Below are 15589 nucleotides of genomic sequence, written 5' to 3'. Positions count from 1 at the left end.
CTCAAGCTTGCGAACGGACCCGAATCAGTGGTCCGCGAAGCGAGAGTATGTCGGATTCGAACGGAATCAGACAGCCTCCCGCGACCTCAGCCGCCGAAGGCGCGCGGGCCCTGCTCAATTGGGCTTGGGCGCCTCGGCCTGCGGGGCGGCGGCATCCTTCTTGACGCCGCGGAGCTGGTTCAGGGCGGCGATGAGCTGGGTGTCCTTGGTCGGGTCGTTGGGCACATAGGAAGCGGAGCCGGACTGCTCGTCCTTGCCGTCGCCAGCCTTGAGATGGCCCTTCAGCGCCGCCTCGCCCTTGTTCTCGGCGATCTTGTCCTTCAGCTCCGGCGGGATGTCCTGCACCACCTCGATGTCGGGAGAGATGCCCTTCGCCTGGATCGAGTTGCCGGACGGCGTGTAGTAGCGCGCCGTCGTCAGGCGCAGGCCGCCATTGCCGGCGAGCGGTATCACGGTCTGGACCGAGCCCTTGCCGAAGGAACGCGTGCCCATGATCGTGGCGCGCTTGTGGTCCTGCAGCGCGCCGGCGACGATCTCGGCGGCCGAGGCGGAGGAGCCGTTGATCAGCACGACGACCGGCTTGCCCTTGGTGAGGTCGCCCGCCTTGGCATTGAAGACCTGAGTCTCCTCGGCGTTGCGCCCGCGGGTCGAGACGATCTTGCCGCGCTCCAGGAAGGCATCGGAGACCAGCACGGACTGGTCGAGGCGGCCGCCCCGGTTGTTGCGAAGGTCGATGATGTAGCCCTTGAGCTTGTCGGCGCCGATGTCGGCATTGACCTTGTCGATCGCCTTGCGCAGGCCCTCATAGGTCTGCTCGCTGAAGGTGCCGATGCGGATATAGCCGACATCGCCTTCGACGCGCTCCTCGACGGCGGGAACGACGATGGTCGTGCGCGTCAGCGTGAATTCCAGCGGCTCCGGCTTGCCGGGGCGCTCGACCTTGAGCTTGACCTGGGTGTTGATGATGCCGCGCATCTTCTCGACCGCCTGGGTCAGGGAGAGGCCCTTCACCTCCTGGCCGTCGATCTGGCTGATGATGTCGTTGGCCAGGATGCCGGCCTTGAAGGCCGGCGTGTCCCGGATCGGCTTGGCGACCTTGAGGATGCCTTCCTCCATGGTGACTTCGATGCCGAGGCCGCCGAACTGGCCGCGCATGTCGGTGTCCATGTCGCGGAACGATTTGGCGTCGAGATAGGAGGAATGCGGGTCGAGCGAGGAGACCATGCCGTTGATGGCGGCCTCGATCAGCTTCTGCTCGTCCGGCTTCTCGACATAGTCGGTGCGGATCTTCTCGAAGATGTCACCGAAGAGGTTGAGGCTGCGATAGACCTCGGCGGAGGCCGCGACCGCGCTGGTCGAGGTGAGCAGGCGCGTCTGCGTGACCATGCCGGTCAGCCCCGCACCCAGCACAGCCCCGGCGAAAACGAGAGAAACCTTGCGCATCATCCGCGAACCTTTTCGCCAAGCGGTTTCGTCCACCACGGGGCCGGATCGACCGACACGCCGTCTTTTCTGAACTCGATATACAGCACCGGAAGGCCTGCTCCCGAGCCCACGATCGTCGCGGCAGCTTCCGACGTTTCGCCCATCACCGCAACCGGCTCCCCCGCGAGAACGAACTGGTTGAGAGCCACGTCGATCCGCTGCATCCCGGCGAGCAAGAGATAGTACCCCCCGCCGGCATTCAGGATCAAGAGTTGCCCGAAAGACCGGAAAGGACCCGCATAGACGACCCAAGCGTCCGAAGGCGCCGAAACTAGGGCGCCGGGCCGCGTTTCCAAGGAAATCCCGCGTGTGGTGCCGCCAGCACCGTCGGATTCGCCGAATCCACGCAATTGTGATCCTGCCACCGGCAGCGGCAACAGACCACGCGCTTCGGCGAAAGCGATCTTGGGAGCCAGGCGTGCCGGGTCCTTGAAGGCGAGCGCCGCCATGCGCTGGCGCTGTTCGCGGGTCTCCGCCTCGAGCGCCTGGCGCGCCGCCTCAGCAGCCCGATTGGCGGTGGAGATCTCCTTCTCCATCCGCTCGACGAAATCGCGCAGGCTCCTCGCCTTGGCGGCGAGTTCGCCGTCCTGCCCGCGCTGCGCTTCCGCGTCACGCCTGGCGCTGGCCTCGCGCTGGCGGCGGGCCTCGACGAGGGAGGCGATGCGCTGCCGCTCGCCCGCGAGCTGCTCGAGTTCGCCCGACAACGCCTTGCGCTCCGTGCCGATGCTTTCGCGCAGCCGCACCAGTTCGCCGAGATCGGTGCCGAGAACCTCGATCTCCTGCCGTAGATCGGGCACGACGGCGCCGAGCAGCATCGAAGCCCGCACCGCTTCGAGAATGTCTTCCGGACGCACCAGAACGGCGGGCGGCGGGCGTCTGCCGATGCGCTGAAGGGCCGCGAGCACCTCCGCGATCAGGCCGCGGCGCCCCTCAAGCGAGCGGCGAATGGCGGTTTCGCTCGACTGCAGCAGCGAGAGGCGCTGTTCGAGAGCGCTGATCCGCTGCTCGGCCCCCTGGGCCCGGGCGGTGGTATCGAGCAGGGCCTTGTTGAGAGCGGCCCGGTCGGCCCGGATCGCGGCGATCTCCGCCTCCAGCTTCGCGCGGGCTTCGGCATTGCCGGCGAGGCGCTCCTCGATTGTCTTCAGCTCGGCCTCGCGCGCCTGCTTCTCGACCAGCTTCTGCATCGCCTCGCGCGCGAGCGCCTCGGGGTCGGCCGGCTGCGGCTGTCCCGCCGCCGGGGCGCCGGCCAGGAGGAGTGCGAGCGCGAGTGTCGCCAACCGCCGGGAGCGACCGGCGCCGGGGAAACGAATCAGAGGGAGAAGCGCGTTCATGCGCGATGATAGGGGTGACCGGCGAGGATCGTCATCGCGCGGTAGAGCTGCTCCAGAACGAGGACCCGCACGAGCTGATGGGGAATGGTCAGGCCGCCGAAGGCGAGCGTCCGCGCCGCCTGGGCGCGGATTTCCTCCGCCAGCCCGTCCGCGCCGCCGATGACGAGGCTGAAGGAGGCGGTGCCGGCGTCGCGTGCCGCCGCGATCCCTGCGGCGAAGGCGTCGCTGCCCTGGCTGCGGCCGCGCTCGTCCAGCGCGACGACGAGGCCAGGGGACAGCCTCGCGAGAATCGCAGCCGCCTCCTCCCGCTTGCGCTCCTCGGGGCGGCGGCCGCGACTTTCCGCGATTTCGACGATGTCGGGGCCGGAGAGGCCGAGGCCGCGCCCCAGCGCGGCCGCGCGCTCGCGATAGCGCTCGCAGAGTTCGCGTTCCGGGCCGTCCTTGAGACGGCCGACGGCGATCAGGGCGAGGCGCATGCGCGGGGAGCGCCGTCAGCCGACGAGGCGCTCGCTGGGGCGGTCCGCGCCCCACATCTTCTCGAGATTGTAGAACTGGCGCACTTCCGGGCGGAAGACGTGGATGATGATGTCGCCGGTATCGATCAGCACCCAGTCGCAAGCCGGCATGCCCTCGACCTTGGGCGCGGGAAGGCCGGAGCCCTTGATCGCCTCGATGAGAGAATCGGCGATGGAGGCGACATGCCGGTTCACACGACCGGTCGCGATGATCATCGCATCGGCCAGCGAGGTCTTGCCGACCAGGTCGATGACCGTGATGTCTTCCGCCTTCATGTCCTCCAGGACGTGAAGAGCGAGGGCGATGCTGTCGGCAGAAGGATTCTCCTGCACGGCTTCCTGGGGAAGCGGCTTGGGCTCGGCTTCGCCACGGGTTGAAGGGGTCAGATCCGTATCCTCACGGGTTTGTGCGCTCGCGGCGCGGTAAGGTCAAAATACGCGCAATCGGCCCGAAATTCAATCGCGTTCGGCCTGTTCGCGCAGCATCGTCGACGAAAGCTCGGAGCGGCGTCCATGCAGGAAGACCCAGGCGGGCGGCTTCGTCAGGGCCAGAGCGGCGCCCTGGCTTTCCGAAATCCGCCAGCGCGAGAGCCAGTTGGCGGCTGGCGAGGCGACGGCGCTGTGGGTCGATCCCGGGCGGTCGATGATCGCCATCGGCATCATCCTCGCGATGGTGCGCCACTCGTTCCAGCGGTGGAAGCTGGCGAGATTGTCCGAGCCCATGATCCAGACGAAATTCACGCCGGGACAGCGGCGCTTCAGCGCGCGCAGCGTGTCGGCGGTGTAGCGCGTGCGCAGCATCGCCTCGATGCCGGTGACGTGGATCTTGGAGTGGTCGGCGAGCTTGCGCCCGAAGCGGATGCGCTGGGCGAGCGACGGCAGCGCCGCATTGTCCTTCAGCGGGTTGCCGGGCGTCACCAGCCACCAGATGCGGTCGAGCTGGAGCCGGCGCAGCGCGGTCAGGCTCGCCATGCGGTGGCCGTCATGGGCCGGGTTGAAGGTGCCGCCGAACAGGCCGATGCGCAGCCCCGGTGCGTGGGGTGGCAGGCGCAGATGCTCGAGGGCGAGGTGGGGGGACGGGGCCCCGGTTTCGTCGCTCACGGTCGGATCTGGCCGTTGCCGTGGACGCGGTACTTGAAGGAGCAGAGCTGCTCGACGCCGACGGGGCCTCGCGCATGCATCCTGCCCGTGGCGATGCCGATTTCGGCGCCGAAGCCGAATTCGCCGCCATCGGCGAACTGCGTCGAGGCGTTGTGCAGCACGATCGCGGAATCGACCTCGGCGAGGAAACGCGCGGCGGCGGCCTCGTCGGCGGTCACGATCGCGTCGGTGTGATGCGAGCCGTAGCGCTCGATATGGGCGACGGCCTCGTCGAGATCCGCGACGACCTTCACCGCGATGATGCGGTCGAGATATTCGGTCGCCCAGTCGGTCTCGGTCGCCGCCTCGGCCCGGGCCACGGCGGCCTGGGTGCGGGCATCGCCGCGCACCGCGCAGCCCGCGTCGATCAGGGCCGTCACCAGCGGCTCGAGATGCGTCGCCGCGCAGCCCTCGTCGATCAGCAGCGTCTCGGCCGCGCCGCAGACGCCGGTGCGGCGCAGCTTGGCGTTGAGCACGATGTCGCGCGCCATGGCGAGATCGGCGGCGGCGTGGACATAGACATGGCAGTTGCCGTCGAGATGCGCGAAGACCGGCACCCGCGCATCGCTCTGCACGCGCGCCACCAGGCTCTTGCCGCCGCGCGGCACGACGACGTCGACGCTGCCGTCGAGCCCCTTCAGGATCTCGCCCACGGCGGCGCGGTCACGGGTCGGCACGAGCTGGATCGCATCCGCCGGAAGGCCGGCCGCCGTCAGCCCCTCGCGCAGGGCGAGCGCGATCTCGGTCGAGGTCCGGAAACTGTCGGAGCCGGCGCGCAGGATCGCGGCGTTGCCGCTCTTCAGACAGAGCGCTCCCGCATCGGCCGTCACGTTCGGGCGGCTTTCGAAGATCACCGCGATGACGCCGAGCGGCGTCGTGACGCGCTCGAAGCGCAGGCCGTTGGGCTGCGTCCAGCTCGCGAGGACGCGGCCGAGCGGATCGGGCAGGGCGGCGATGCCGGCGACTGCGTCCGCCACCCCGGCGAGGCGATGATCGTCCAGCAGAAGGCGGTCGACAAAAGCCGCTGTCTGGCCGGCGGCGCGCGCATCGGCGAGGTCGAGCGCATTGGCGGCCAGGATGGCGGAAGCGCGGACCCGCAAGGCGCCGGCCATGGCAAGTAGAGCGGCATCGCGCCGTTCAGCGGAGGCGAGCGACACCTGTCGCGCGGCCGCGCGGGCGCGCCGGCCGAGGGCCAGCATCTCGGCGGCCAGATCCGGCGCCGGTCCGCCGTCGCGGGCGAGCCCCTCGTTCGAGACCACGCGGAGCACCGCTTCGCTCGTCATGTCCACCCTGCCAGACGCCATCTTCCCGCAACCTTAGCTCACGCCGAGCGCCATGTCGTCCCGGTGGATCATCTCGGCGCGTCCGGGATATCCCAGGATGGCGGCGATGTCGCGCGAGGCCTTGCCGAGGACGAGCGCGGCCTCGGCCGCGTCATAGGCGACGAGCCCGCGCCCGAGCAGGCGGCCGTCCCCGTCCCGGATCAGCACCGCGTCGCCACGGGCGAACTCGCCCTCGATCCGGCTGACGCCGACGGGCAGGAGGCTCGCGCCGCCGGCGAGCGCGCGGGCGGCGCCCGCATCGACATGGAGCGTCCCGCGCGGCTCCAGCGAGCCGGCGATCCAGGTCTTGCGGGCGGTGGCGGGCGTCGAGGCGGTCAGGAACCAGGTGCAGCGCGCGCCTTGCGTGATGGCCGAGAGCGGGTTCTTGCCGCGGCCGTCGGCGATCAGCATGTGGGTGCCGCCGCTGGCGGCGATCTTGCCGGCCTCGATCTTGGTGCGCATGCCGCCGCGCGACAGTTCGGACGCCGCGCCGCCGGCCATCGCATCGATTTCGGGCGTGATCCGCTCGACGACGGGAATATGGCGCGCCGCCGGATCGCGAGCGGGCGGGGCGGTGTAGAGCCCGTCGATGTCGGAGAACAGCACCAGCAGATCGGCGCCCGCCATGGTGGCGACGCGGGCGGCGAGCCGGTCGTTGTCGCCATAGCGAATCTCGGTGGTGGCGACGGTGTCGTTCTCGTTGATCACCGGCACGGCGCGCAGATCGAGCAGGCGGCCGAGCGTGGCGCGGGCGTTGAGATAACGGCGGCGCTCTTCCGTGTCGGCGAGGGTCAGCAGGATCTGCCCGGCGGTGAGCGCGTGATGGCCCAGTGCCTCGGCCCAGGTGCGGGCAAGCGCGATCTGTCCGACCGCGGCGGCGGCCTGGCTCTCCTCGAGGCGCAGCGGGCCCGAGGGCAGGCCGAGCACGGTGCGCCCCAGGGCAATGGCGCCCGAGGAGACGACGAGCACATCCGCGCCGCGCTGATGCAGATCGGCGAGGTCCTCGGCGAGAGCGGCGAGCCAGGCCTGACGCAGGCGGCCGCGGTCGCGATCGACGAGAAGGCTCGAGCCGACCTTCACCACGATGCGACGGAACTGGTTCAGCGAAGGCGTCTGCACGGAGAGAAAATCCGCAGGGTTGCGATTGCGCCGCCAGCCTCTTGGCGAAAAGCGCGTCATTGTAAAGCGCGTGAGCGCGGGGGCGGGGGCACCGTCGGCGCATTCGCGCGGCAGTTGCATTGACATTGTGGGTTCAAGCGCCCATATGGGGTTTGTCGATATTTAGGCCGAACGACTTGGCCCCGCGCAGTTCAGCTGCGCACGCTGACGACCTTCCCGCTCAAAATTCGAAAAACGGCGCGCGACATCCGTCCGCGTCGCACAATCATACCGTGAAAGGGTTCGTCATGAGCGCCGGTACAGTCAAGTGGTTCAATTCGACCAAGGGTTTCGGTTTCATTCAGCCGGATGACGGCGGTCAGGACGTGTTCGTCCACATCAGCGCCGTCGAGCGCGCCGGCATGCGCGATCTTCGGGAAGGTCAGAAGATCTCCTACGAGCTCACGCAGGACAAGCGCTCGGGCAAGATGTCGGCCGACCAGCTCCGCGCCGACTGAGACGATCGCCGCGACGGCCGGCCAGGACAGCAGGAGGGCGACCACGGATGTACTGGCGCCCCCGTTTCCAAGCCTGAGCCAGAGCGGCGTGACGAAGGGTCGGTGCCCGTGCCGGCCCTTTTTTCCATTCTCCAACCAAGGGAGTGACAGATGCAGGTTCTCGTCCGCGACAACAATGTCGACCAGGCCCTCCGGGTGCTGAAAAAGAAGATGCAGCGCGAAGGCGTGTTCCGCGAGATGAAGCGTCGTTCGGCCTATGAGAAGCCGTCCGAGAAGCGCGTTCGCGAGAAGGCCGACGCCATCCGCCGCGCCCGCAAGGTCGCCCGCAAGCAGATGCAGCGCGAGGGCCTGATCGCCGCCCCGAAGCCGAAGCCGCGCCCGGTGCGCGCTGGAAGCGCACCCGCGCCGCGCTGATTTCGATACCATTCGGGCGCATTTTGGATTAATGCGCCCTCGCGGGCCGCGATGCGCCCGTCACAACCCGAGAGAAGGCCACCCTTGAAGAACCCGAACGACCGCAGCTTCACTGATCGTCAGGCCAATTCCGCGGCCGCCAAGAAAGCGCTCCTGGAGCGTTTCAAGGCGAGGCCGGGTCCGGATGACCCGATCATGCAGCAGCGACGCGCGGAACGCGAAGCCATCGCCGCCGCCCGCGCCGCGCGCGAGGCTGAAAAGGCCGCCATCCGCGCCGAACAGGAGCGTCTTGCCGAGATCGAGCGTCTGCGCCGCGAAGAGGAAGAGCGGATCGCCGAACTCGCCCGCGAGGCCGCCCGCAAGGCCGAGCAGGCCAAGCGCGACGCCGAGCGCCCGCGCAAGGTGCTGCTCGAGGCCGTGCAGTACGCGCAGATGCGCGCCGCCGGCAAGGGCCGCCGCTGATTGCTGTCCGGCCGGGCTCTGCCCTGCCCGTCAGACCTGGCCCCGGCGGCCGGATCGCCTGATCGACCGCCTGCCGAGGCCGCGGGACCCAGCGAGGTTTCCGCCGTGACATGCCTCCCACAGGGGCGGGTCGCTCCGCGCCCTCCGGCCGGACCGTGAACCCGCCGCTGCCGCGAACCCGGAGCGAGCCGCCATGGCGACGCGAGGCCTTTCGTCCGACGAACTCAAGCTGCGCGCCCAGCGCGCCTTCGACAAGGTCGATGCGCGCAAGCAGGAAGCCTCCCGCGCGCTCGAGGCCGAGCAGCTCGCCCGCGAGGCCGTTCTCCAGAAGACGGCACGGCTGAGGGCGCTGCGCCTCGCCAAGGAAGCCGCCGACGCCGAGACCGCCGCCATCGTCGCCGCCGAACAGGCGCAGGCAAAGGCCGCGATCGCCGAGGCCAAGGCCGCCGCGAAGGCCAGCAAGGCCGAAGCCGGCAAGGGCCGGGCGAAGGCCAAGCCCGCCGCCTGACGGCGGCATATCAGACCCATCTGTGGCGTCGGAACCCTCCTCGCGTCTCGTGCCCTTTGCGCGCGGACGTCGCCGCGTCTGAGCTGCGCGGGATTTCCCCCTTTCCGTCGGGCCGCCGCGCCGATAACGTAGGCGAAATCGTCGCAGGCGAATTTTTCGTGCCGGCGGTTGAACCTCTCCTACGCTCGCTGCGACCAACCCTCGCGAGCCGGATGTCAGGCCTCGAGGGCGATGCATACGGAATCCGACGAAGAACTCGTCAAGCGGATCGCCGGTGGCGACCGGCTCGCGATGAAGGTGCTGTTCTCGCGGCACCAGACGCGGGTTTATCGTTTTGCGCTGCGGCTGCTGCGCGACGAGACGATGGCGGAGGATGTGACGGGTGACGTCTTCATGGACCTCTGGCGTCAGGCCGACCGGTTCGAGGCGCGATCCTCGGTCACGACCTGGCTCCTCACCATCGCGCGGAACAAGTCCTACTCGGCCTTGCGCAAGCGGCGCGATGCGGGGCTGGACGACGATTTCGCCGCCGGGATCGAAGACGAGGCGGACGACCCCGAGGTCGTTCTCCAGAAGCAGGACAAGGGGCTCGCAATCCGGGCCTGCCTGTCCAAGCTCTCGCGAGAGCATGCCGAGGTCATCGACCTGGTCTACTATCACGAGAGTTCAGTGGAGGAGGTTGCCCGGATCGTCGGCATCCCCGAGAACACCGTCAAAACCCGGCTCTTCCACGCTCGCAAGAAGCTGGGAGAGCTGCTCAAGGCGGCCGGGATCGACCGTGGCTGGCCCTGAGGGGACGCCGCGCGCCGCAGGTCGCAGCTCCGCCATGCCGATGCGTTTCCGTCCCTGCGCCATCCGTTTCCAGGCGGTGCGCGATTCCGGAGTTCAGTCATGACCGACGCCATCGCGACCGATCCGAAGCGGGCCGAAATCGAGCTGCTTCTGCCCTTCTATGCCACGGGACGTTTGTCGCCGGCCGACAAGGCCCGCGTCGAGGCGGCCCTGGCGGAGGATCGCGACCTTGCCTTGCGTCTCGACATCGTGCGGGACGACATGGCCGAGACCGTGCTGCTCAACGAGCGGCTCGGCGCGCCCTCGCCGCGGGTCCTCGACCGGCTGATGGCCGGCATCGAGGCCGAGCCGCGCCGCCAGAGCCTTCTCTCCTCAGCGAAGGGCGGCTTTTTCACCTGGCTCGGGACTTTGCTCGCGGCGCAGCCGCCGCGCCGGCTCGCTTATGCGGGTGCGGCGGCGATCGCGCTGGTCGCGATCCAGGGGATCGCGCTGACCAGCCTCGTCCTGCGCGAGCGGACCGGTTTCGAAACCGCCTCGAGCGTGTCGCAGGCGTCCGAGCGCTATGTGCTGCTGAGCTTCTCGGCCGATGCGCGGGCGGGCGACATCGCCTCCTTCTTCAAGCGCTTCGACGCCTCGGTCGTCGATGGCCCCCGCGCGAACGGCTTCTTCAAGGTCCGCGTCGGCGATGCCTCGCTGACCCAGGCCCAGGTCGACGCCATCGCGGCCCGGATGAAATCCGAGGCCGCGATCGTGCGTTTCGTCGCGCCGGCGCCCTGAGCGCGGCGGTGACGGCGGGGCATGGTTCTGGTAAGGCTTCGCCGCATCCGAGCGCATCGGGAGAGCGCATCATGAGGTCGTTCCGTTCCCTGACCGGGCTGCTCATGGCTGCCGGCTGCGTCGCGCTGGCGCTGGGTGCAGCGCCCGCGGGGGCGCAGCAGCAGGGCCAGGGCAACACGCCGCCGGCCAGCCCGCCCGGAGGCTCAACCCGCGCGATCACCGTGCCGCCGCCGGCCTGGCAGGTTCCGGGCATCTTCGGCCAGCGGCCGTCGCGCACCGTCGTCCCCGCGGCCGACGAGACCCGTTTCGTGCCCGGGGAGATTCTGTTCGAGCTTGCGCCGGACGCCCAGGCCGAGGCGGTGCTGCGCCGCTACGGCGCGACCCTGATCGCGAGCCGGCGCGTCGAACTGGCGGGCACGACGATCATCCGCGCCCGGCTCGCGGAAGGGCGCGACCTGCGCGCCGTCCTGACCCAGATGGCGAGCGACAACGCCATTGCAGGGGCCCAGCCGAATTTCACCTTCGAACTCCAGCAGGATCTGGCACAGCCGGTCAGCACCACCGCGACCAGCACGCGCTCGGATGTCCCGACGCTGCGCCTGTCCGATCCCGCGGCCCTGCGCGCTCCGCCGGTCCGGCGCGAGCTGCCGGCGCAGTATGTGGTCGACAAGCTGCGCCTCGGGGAGGTCCACAAGGTCGCGCGCGGCAATGCAGTCCGGGTCGCCGTGATCGATTCCGGGGTCGATGTCGGGCATCCGGAACTGAGGGGGGCGATCCTCGGCGCCTATGATGCGCTCGGCGGGCCGTTCGAACCCCATGCCCACGGCACCTCGATGGCGGCGGCGATCGTCGCGCAGGGACAGTTGCAGGGCGTTGCGCCTGCCGCAAGGCTGCTGGTGGCGCGGGCCTTTTCCGGCAAGGCCGGATCGGGCGCAGCCAACGGCACCAGCCTGCAAATCCTCTCGGCGATCGAATGGGCGGTGAATCAGGGCGCGCGCGTCGTCAATCTCAGCTTCGCCGGCCCTGAGGACCGGCTGTTGTCGCGCGGTCTCGCGGGACTCGCGGCCAAGGGTGTGGTCGCTGTCGCTGCTGCCGGGAACGCCGGGCCGGCCTCGGCGCCGCTCCATCCCGCGGTCGATCCCAATGTCATCGCGGTGACGGCGACGGATGCCGAAGACCGGGTTTACGTCCGCGCCAATCGCGGCAGCCATATCGCCGTGGCGGCGCCGGGGGTCGACGTGCTCGCGGCGGAGCCCGAGGGGCGCTACGTCTTCTCGTCCGGCACCTCGATCGCCGCCGCACATGTCTCGGGGCTGGTCGCTCTGGTGCTGGAGAAGCGGCCGGAGCTGGACGTTGCGGCGATGCGCCGCCTGCTGACGGAGACGGCGGTCGATCTCGGATCGCGCGGGCGCGACCCCGTCTACGGTGCCGGCCGCATCGACGCCGCCGCTGCCCTGTCGCGGGCCCAGCCGCTCACAGCCTCACGTCCCTGACGCCGGGGCGAGGCGCGGCGCCGGCTCGTATTGCTGCTCCAGCCGGTTTGCATGGCGGTGCAGCAGGCGCCATTCGCTGCCTTCGAAGCGGAAGACATGGGTCACGCGGTTGGTCCAGCGCGTCGGCGCGTCCAGATCCGGAAGCAGCACCTCGAAGTTCTCGATGTCGGTGACGAGTGCGAGTTCCGTTCCGACCACGGTCGTGACATTCTGATGGCTGACCGTGCCGCCGCGAAACTGCTTGGCGGCCCAGTCCCAGCGCCGCGAGATGGCCTCCCAGCCTTTCTCGTAGCCGCCCCAGCCATACATGCTGGTGGCATCGTCGGCATGGGAATAGAGCGCCTTGATCGGCCCGACCTCGCCGTTGGCGACATGGGCGAGTGCCTCGCGTAGCCGCGCCAGTGCGGCCGGAAAGTCTCTTGTTGCCGCCGTCTCGACCGTCCCGTGCATGTCCGTCTCCTGCATTCCAGGCAGCCTAGCATGGTGGTGGGCGGTCGTTTCAAGCGGAGAGCGGCGCCGCGGCGCATCGCGCCGCTTGACCTTGGCCGCCGCATCGGACTGATGTCCGCCCATGCGCCGCCCCCGCCTTCTCTTCGTCGCCACCGAGGACTGGTTCTTCGCCTCGCATTTCCTGCCGATGGCACGGGCTGCGCGCGAGCTGGATTTCGATGTCGCGGTGATCGCGCGCGAGCGCCATCACCGCCGCGTTCTCGAGGCGGTGGGCGTGCGGCTGATCCCTCTCGAGGCGGAAAGGCGCAGCCTCGACCCGCGGGTGCTGTTCCGGCAGATCGTGGCGCTGCGGCGCCTGATCGAGCAGGAGCGGCCCGACATCCTGCACTGCATCGCGCTGAAGCCGATCGCGCTGGCGGGGCTCGCCGGTCGGCTGGCTGGTGTCGAGCGGCGCGTCTACGCGCTGACCGGGCTCGGATTTCTCGGGGCCAGCCAGGGTTTGGTGGCAGCAGCGGCGCGATGGGCCGCGATTGCCTGGCTGCGCGGCGTGATCGACGGGCCGCAGGTGCGGTTCCTGTTCGAGAACCCGGACGACCCCGTCACGCTGGGGCTCGACCCGCAGGATCGCGCCAAGGTCGCCCTCGTCGGCGGGGCGGGGGTCGATCCGCTCATCCTGATGCCGGAGCCGATGCCGCCGGCCCCGCCATTCAAGGTGGCGCTGGTCGCCCGACTGCTCTGGTCGAAGGGCGTCGATCTCGCAGTGGAGGCGGTGAGGCTGGCGCGGGCCGAGGGGGCGCGGGTCGAGCTGACGCTGCATGGCGCACCGGATCCCTCCAATCCCAAGGCGGTTCCCGAGGAGACGCTGAAGCAGTGGGCCGCGCGCCCTGGGATCGACTGGGCCGGCCCGACGCGCGACATCGAGGGCGTCTGGCGCCAGCATCATCTCTGCATCCTGCCCTCGCGCGGCGGCGAGGGTCTGCCTCGCACGATCCTGGAGGCCGCAGCCTGCGGCCGCCCGATCCTGACGACGAATGTCCCGGGCTGCCGCAGCTTCGTGCGCGACGGCCAGGACGGCATGGTGGTCCCGCCGGGTGATGCGGCGGCGCTGGCGCGGGCGCTGATCGTCTTCGCCCGCGCGCCGGCTCTCGCCGAACGCATGGGCGCGAGCGCCCGGGCGCGGCTGATCGACGGCCACACCGAGCGCGATGTCATGAACGCGGTCAAGGCGCTGTATCGCGGGCTGCTCTCGCGGCCGACGACGGACATTGCCGCGTGAGCGCCCCGGCGCTCGACCGGCGCGCCTTCATCCGCGAACATACCCGGTTGCTACCGGTGCCGCATGCGCCTGAGATCGCGATCCATGTCGCCGAGGAGGCGACGGAGCTCTGGCAGAAGACCGAGGACGAACTCGCCACGATCGGGCTGCCGCCACCTTTCTGGGCTTTTGCGTGGGCGGGCGGTCAGGCGCTGGCGCGCTACCTCCTCGACGAACCGGTCATCGCACGCGGCCGTCGGGTGCTGGACTTCGCCAGCGGCTCGGGACTGGTCGCCATTGCAGCGGCCCGCTGCGGGGCCGCGAGCGTGGAGGCCTGCGACATCGACGCTTTTGCGGCGGAGGCGATGGCCCTCAATGCCGCCGCCAACGGCGTCTCAGTGACGATCCGGCTGGAGGATCTGATCGGGCGCGACGAAGGCTGGGATGTCATCTGCGCCGGCGATGTCTGCTACGAGCGCGCCATGGCCGACAGCGTCGTCGCATGGCTGGCGACACTGTCGGCGCGCGGGGCGCAGGTCCTGATCGGCGATCCCGGTCGCAGCTATCTGCCGAAGGAGCGGCTCGAGGCCCTCGCGAGCTACGCGGTACCGGTGACGCGCACCCTCGAGGACGCCGATATCAAGCACAGCACCGTCTGGCGGCTGGCAGGCTAGCCCGGCGCAACGCACGCGCCGGGGGTCGCTCAGGCTGCGCGGCGGCGGTGCATGGGCTGGGCGGCCATGCGGCCGTCCTGCGAGGTCCTGAAGCTCGAGATCAGCCGGTTGAGCTGCTCGATCTGGTCCAACAGCGCCTTCGAGGAGGCGGCGCTCTGCTCGGCGAGCGCGGCGTTCTGCTGGGTGATCTCGTCCATATGGCTGACCGTCTGGCTCATTTCCTCGATGCCGTTGGCCTGCTCGCCCGAGGCACTGGCGATCTCCTCGACGGTGGAGGAGACGGCCGCCGCGGCCTCGACGATCTGCTCCAGCGTGCCACCGGCCAGACGAACGAGCTTCACGCCCTCCGTCACCTCGGCATCGGAGGATGCGATCAGGCCGGTGATATCCTTGGCGGCGTCGGAGGAGCGCTGCGCCAGCGCCCGGACCTCTGCGGCAACGACAGCGAAGCCGCGCCCCGCATCGCCGGCACGGGCGGCCTCGACGGCGGCGTTCAGCGCCAGCAGATTGGTCTGGAAGGCGATGCCGTCGATGACGCTGGTGATCTCGGAGATTTTCTTCGAGGCGTCCTCGATCCGTGCCATGGCGTCGGTCGCGTTCTTGACGATGTCGCCGCCGGTGCGGGCGATCTTGGTGGCGTCGTCGGCGAGCGCCACGGAGCGGCGCGAGGCCTGGGCCGAGGTCTTGACCGAGGCCGCGAGTTGCTCGGTGGTCGCAGCGCTTTCCTCGAGCGCCGAAGCCTGCTGCTCCGTGCGCATCGAAAGATCGTTTGCGCCCGAATTGATCTCCTGAGAGGTCGCGGCGATGGCGGAGGAGTTGGTCTTGATGGTCGACACCATCTGCTCGAGCCGGTCCATCGCGCCGTTGAAGTTGTCGCGGATGGCCGCGTACTCCGCCGGAATGTCCTGGCTGATCCGGAAGGTGAGGTTGCCGTCGGCCAAAGCCGCCATGGCCTCGGTGACCGAGGCGACGGCCGTTTCGCGTTCCGCGGCGAGGGAGCGCTCAATCGCCTTGGCCTGCTCCTCGACGCGAAGACGGGCCGCCTCGGACGCCTCCAGGTAGACCGAGATCGCGTAGTCCATGTCCAGCAGCGCCGCCTTGACCAAGGCGCTGATTTCGGCCGCCCGCTGGGTGGCTTCCTCCGAACCGCTGCCGAAGCGACGCTTCGGCCAGCGCGCGACGAGGACGTCGGTGATGAGTTTTTCGAGGATCAGGGCGTAGCCGCCGATGTACCAGCGCGGCTCCAGCCCGATCCGGGGCTCCGTGGGCATTTCTACATTAATACACGCTAAGGGAATTTGAAGTTGTTTGGATTGAAGCGGTTAGCCCGGATTGGCCTGAAGCGTTCGAGGGGT

Annotated in this window: 18 protein-coding genes; 9 read left to right on the top strand and 9 right to left on the bottom strand. The window is 69.5% G+C overall.

What is annotated here, in order from left to right; translation table 11 throughout:
• Nucleotides 1–114: 114 nt before the first annotated feature.
• The 7 genes from ACFPN9_RS09785 to proB form a co-directional block, all read right to left on the bottom strand.
• Entirely contained in the window at nucleotides 115–1443 is a 1329-nt protein-coding gene (locus ACFPN9_RS09785) for a S41 family peptidase (RefSeq protein ID WP_066723636.1), read from the bottom strand.
• Nucleotides 1443–2816: a murein hydrolase activator EnvC family protein gene (locus ACFPN9_RS09780; RefSeq protein WP_465247893.1), complete on the bottom strand. Its 1374-nt coding sequence runs from the start codon at nucleotides 2814–2816 to the stop codon at nucleotides 1443–1445. The genes ACFPN9_RS09785 and ACFPN9_RS09780 overlap by 1 nt, the downstream gene beginning before the upstream one ends.
• Nucleotides 2813–3292 carry a 23S rRNA (pseudouridine(1915)-N(3))-methyltransferase RlmH gene (gene rlmH, locus ACFPN9_RS09775; protein ID WP_066723529.1) on the bottom strand — a complete coding sequence of 160 codons (480 nt, stop codon included), beginning with the start codon at nucleotides 3290–3292 and terminating at the stop codon, nucleotides 2813–2815. The genes ACFPN9_RS09780 and rlmH overlap by 4 nt, the downstream gene beginning before the upstream one ends.
• Before the next feature lie 15 nt (nucleotides 3293–3307).
• Complete coding sequence (gene rsfS / locus ACFPN9_RS09770) at nucleotides 3308–3664, bottom strand: ribosome silencing factor (protein WP_066723528.1); 357 nt, start codon at nucleotides 3662–3664, stop codon at nucleotides 3308–3310.
• 123 nt (nucleotides 3665–3787) lie between these two features.
• Nucleotides 3788–4432 carry a nicotinate-nucleotide adenylyltransferase gene (locus ACFPN9_RS09765; protein WP_245282441.1) on the bottom strand — a complete coding sequence of 215 codons (645 nt, stop codon included), beginning with the start codon at nucleotides 4430–4432 and terminating at the stop codon, nucleotides 3788–3790.
• Nucleotides 4429–5670 carry a glutamate-5-semialdehyde dehydrogenase gene (locus ACFPN9_RS09760; RefSeq protein WP_066723624.1) on the bottom strand — a complete coding sequence of 414 codons (1242 nt, stop codon included), beginning with the start codon at nucleotides 5668–5670 and terminating at the stop codon, nucleotides 4429–4431. Before ACFPN9_RS09760 ends, ACFPN9_RS09765 begins: the two co-directional genes overlap by 4 nt.
• A 117-nt stretch (nucleotides 5671–5787) precedes the next feature.
• A complete protein-coding gene (gene proB, locus ACFPN9_RS09755) occupies nucleotides 5788–6972 on the bottom strand; it encodes a glutamate 5-kinase (RefSeq protein WP_082735247.1) in 1185 nt (394 codons plus the stop codon).
• A gap of 227 nt (nucleotides 6973–7199) precedes the next feature.
• Here proB and ACFPN9_RS09750 point away from each other — a divergent pair, with 227 nt between their 5' ends.
• The 7 genes from ACFPN9_RS09750 (at nucleotide 7200) to ACFPN9_RS09720 (ending at nucleotide 11855) form a co-directional block, all read left to right on the top strand.
• Complete coding sequence (locus ACFPN9_RS09750; RefSeq protein ID WP_066723525.1) at nucleotides 7200–7409, top strand: cold-shock protein; 210 nt, start codon at nucleotides 7200–7202, stop codon at nucleotides 7407–7409.
• Nucleotides 7410–7559: 150 nt separating this feature from the next.
• A complete protein-coding gene (rpsU, locus tag ACFPN9_RS09745) occupies nucleotides 7560–7823 on the top strand; it encodes a 30S ribosomal protein S21 (RefSeq protein ID WP_066723523.1) in 264 nt (87 codons plus the stop codon).
• An 84-nt stretch (nucleotides 7824–7907) separates the two neighbouring features.
• Nucleotides 7908–8285 (top strand): DUF6481 family protein, encoded by a 378-nt coding sequence (locus tag ACFPN9_RS09740; RefSeq protein ID WP_067997043.1) that lies wholly within the window; start codon nucleotides 7908–7910, stop codon nucleotides 8283–8285.
• Between the two features lie 193 nt (nucleotides 8286–8478).
• Nucleotides 8479–8793, top strand: a complete 315-nt coding sequence (locus ACFPN9_RS09735) for a hypothetical protein (RefSeq protein WP_066723519.1) — start codon at nucleotides 8479–8481, stop codon at nucleotides 8791–8793.
• A gap of 231 nt (nucleotides 8794–9024) precedes the next feature.
• The gene (locus ACFPN9_RS09730) at nucleotides 9025–9585 is read left to right on the top strand and encodes a sigma-70 family RNA polymerase sigma factor (RefSeq protein WP_066723517.1); all 561 of its coding nucleotides are present in this window, start codon (nucleotides 9025–9027) and stop codon (nucleotides 9583–9585) included.
• A gap of 99 nt (nucleotides 9586–9684) precedes the next feature.
• Nucleotides 9685–10362 carry an anti-sigma factor family protein gene (locus ACFPN9_RS09725; RefSeq protein ID WP_066723515.1) on the top strand — a complete coding sequence of 226 codons (678 nt, stop codon included), beginning with the start codon at nucleotides 9685–9687 and terminating at the stop codon, nucleotides 10360–10362.
• A gap of 71 nt (nucleotides 10363–10433) precedes the next feature.
• A complete protein-coding gene (locus tag ACFPN9_RS09720) occupies nucleotides 10434–11855 on the top strand; it encodes a S8 family serine peptidase (protein WP_066723514.1) in 1422 nt (473 codons plus the stop codon).
• Here ACFPN9_RS09720 and ACFPN9_RS09715 read toward each other — a convergent pair.
• Nucleotides 11844–12305 carry a YybH family protein gene (locus tag ACFPN9_RS09715; RefSeq protein ID WP_197426680.1) on the bottom strand — a complete coding sequence of 154 codons (462 nt, stop codon included), beginning with the start codon at nucleotides 12303–12305 and terminating at the stop codon, nucleotides 11844–11846. The two genes, ACFPN9_RS09720 and ACFPN9_RS09715, sit on opposite strands and share 12 nt — an antisense overlap.
• Nucleotides 12306–12426: 121 nt before the next feature.
• Between ACFPN9_RS09715 and ACFPN9_RS09710 the strand changes: the two genes are divergently transcribed.
• Both ACFPN9_RS09710 and ACFPN9_RS09705 read left to right on the top strand, forming a co-directional pair.
• Complete coding sequence (locus ACFPN9_RS09710) at nucleotides 12427–13581, top strand: glycosyltransferase family 4 protein (RefSeq protein ID WP_066723507.1); 1155 nt, start codon at nucleotides 12427–12429, stop codon at nucleotides 13579–13581.
• Entirely contained in the window at nucleotides 13578–14234 is a 657-nt protein-coding gene (locus ACFPN9_RS09705; RefSeq protein WP_066723504.1) for a class I SAM-dependent methyltransferase, read from the top strand. The genes ACFPN9_RS09710 and ACFPN9_RS09705 overlap by 4 nt, the downstream gene beginning before the upstream one ends.
• Before the next feature lie 29 nt (nucleotides 14235–14263).
• On the opposite strand, the gene ACFPN9_RS09700 is transcribed toward ACFPN9_RS09705, so the two are convergent.
• Complete coding sequence (locus ACFPN9_RS09700; protein WP_377816732.1) at nucleotides 14264–15505, bottom strand: methyl-accepting chemotaxis protein; 1242 nt, start codon at nucleotides 15503–15505, stop codon at nucleotides 14264–14266.
• Between the last annotated feature and the right edge of the window lie 84 nt (nucleotides 15506–15589).

The organism is Allobosea massiliensis (assembly GCF_042655245.1).
In the GTDB taxonomy this organism is placed as follows: Bacteria; Pseudomonadota; Alphaproteobacteria; order Rhizobiales; family Beijerinckiaceae; genus Allobosea; species Allobosea massiliensis.
This window is presented reverse-complemented; position numbering and strand designations above follow the sequence as displayed.

What these genes read in the sequence shown, in the direction of transcription:
- ACFPN9_RS09735 (WP_066723519.1), top strand. Translation starts at nt 8,479, where the DNA reads ATGGCGACGCGAGGCCTTTCGTCCGACGAACTCAAGCTGCGCGCCCAG.
- rpsU (WP_066723523.1), top strand. Translation starts at nt 7,560, where the DNA reads ATGCAGGTTCTCGTCCGCGACAACAATGTCGACCAGGCCCTCCGGGTG.
- ACFPN9_RS09700 (WP_377816732.1), bottom strand. Translation starts at nt 15,505, where the DNA reads ATGCCCACGGAGCCCCGGATCGGGCTGGAGCCGCGCTGGTACATCGGC.
- ACFPN9_RS09725 (WP_066723515.1), top strand. Translation starts at nt 9,685, where the DNA reads ATGACCGACGCCATCGCGACCGATCCGAAGCGGGCCGAAATCGAGCTG.
- rlmH (WP_066723529.1), bottom strand. Translation starts at nt 3,292, where the DNA reads ATGCGCCTCGCCCTGATCGCCGTCGGCCGTCTCAAGGACGGCCCGGAA.
- proB (WP_082735247.1), bottom strand. Translation starts at nt 6,972, where the DNA reads ATGACGCGCTTTTCGCCAAGAGGCTGGCGGCGCAATCGCAACCCTGCG.
- ACFPN9_RS09785 (WP_066723636.1), bottom strand. Translation starts at nt 1,443, where the DNA reads ATGCGCAAGGTTTCTCTCGTTTTCGCCGGGGCTGTGCTGGGTGCGGGG.
- ACFPN9_RS09715 (WP_197426680.1), bottom strand. Translation starts at nt 12,305, where the DNA reads ATGCACGGGACGGTCGAGACGGCGGCAACAAGAGACTTTCCGGCCGCA.
- ACFPN9_RS09730 (WP_066723517.1), top strand. Translation starts at nt 9,025, where the DNA reads ATGCATACGGAATCCGACGAAGAACTCGTCAAGCGGATCGCCGGTGGC.
- ACFPN9_RS09760 (WP_066723624.1), bottom strand. Translation starts at nt 5,670, where the DNA reads ATGCTGGCCCTCGGCCGGCGCGCCCGCGCGGCCGCGCGACAGGTGTCG.
- ACFPN9_RS09750 (WP_066723525.1), top strand. Translation starts at nt 7,200, where the DNA reads ATGAGCGCCGGTACAGTCAAGTGGTTCAATTCGACCAAGGGTTTCGGT.
- ACFPN9_RS09720 (WP_066723514.1), top strand. Translation starts at nt 10,434, where the DNA reads ATGAGGTCGTTCCGTTCCCTGACCGGGCTGCTCATGGCTGCCGGCTGC.
- ACFPN9_RS09780 (WP_465247893.1), bottom strand. Translation starts at nt 2,816, where the DNA reads ATGAACGCGCTTCTCCCTCTGATTCGTTTCCCCGGCGCCGGTCGCTCC.
- ACFPN9_RS09710 (WP_066723507.1), top strand. Translation starts at nt 12,427, where the DNA reads ATGCGCCGCCCCCGCCTTCTCTTCGTCGCCACCGAGGACTGGTTCTTC.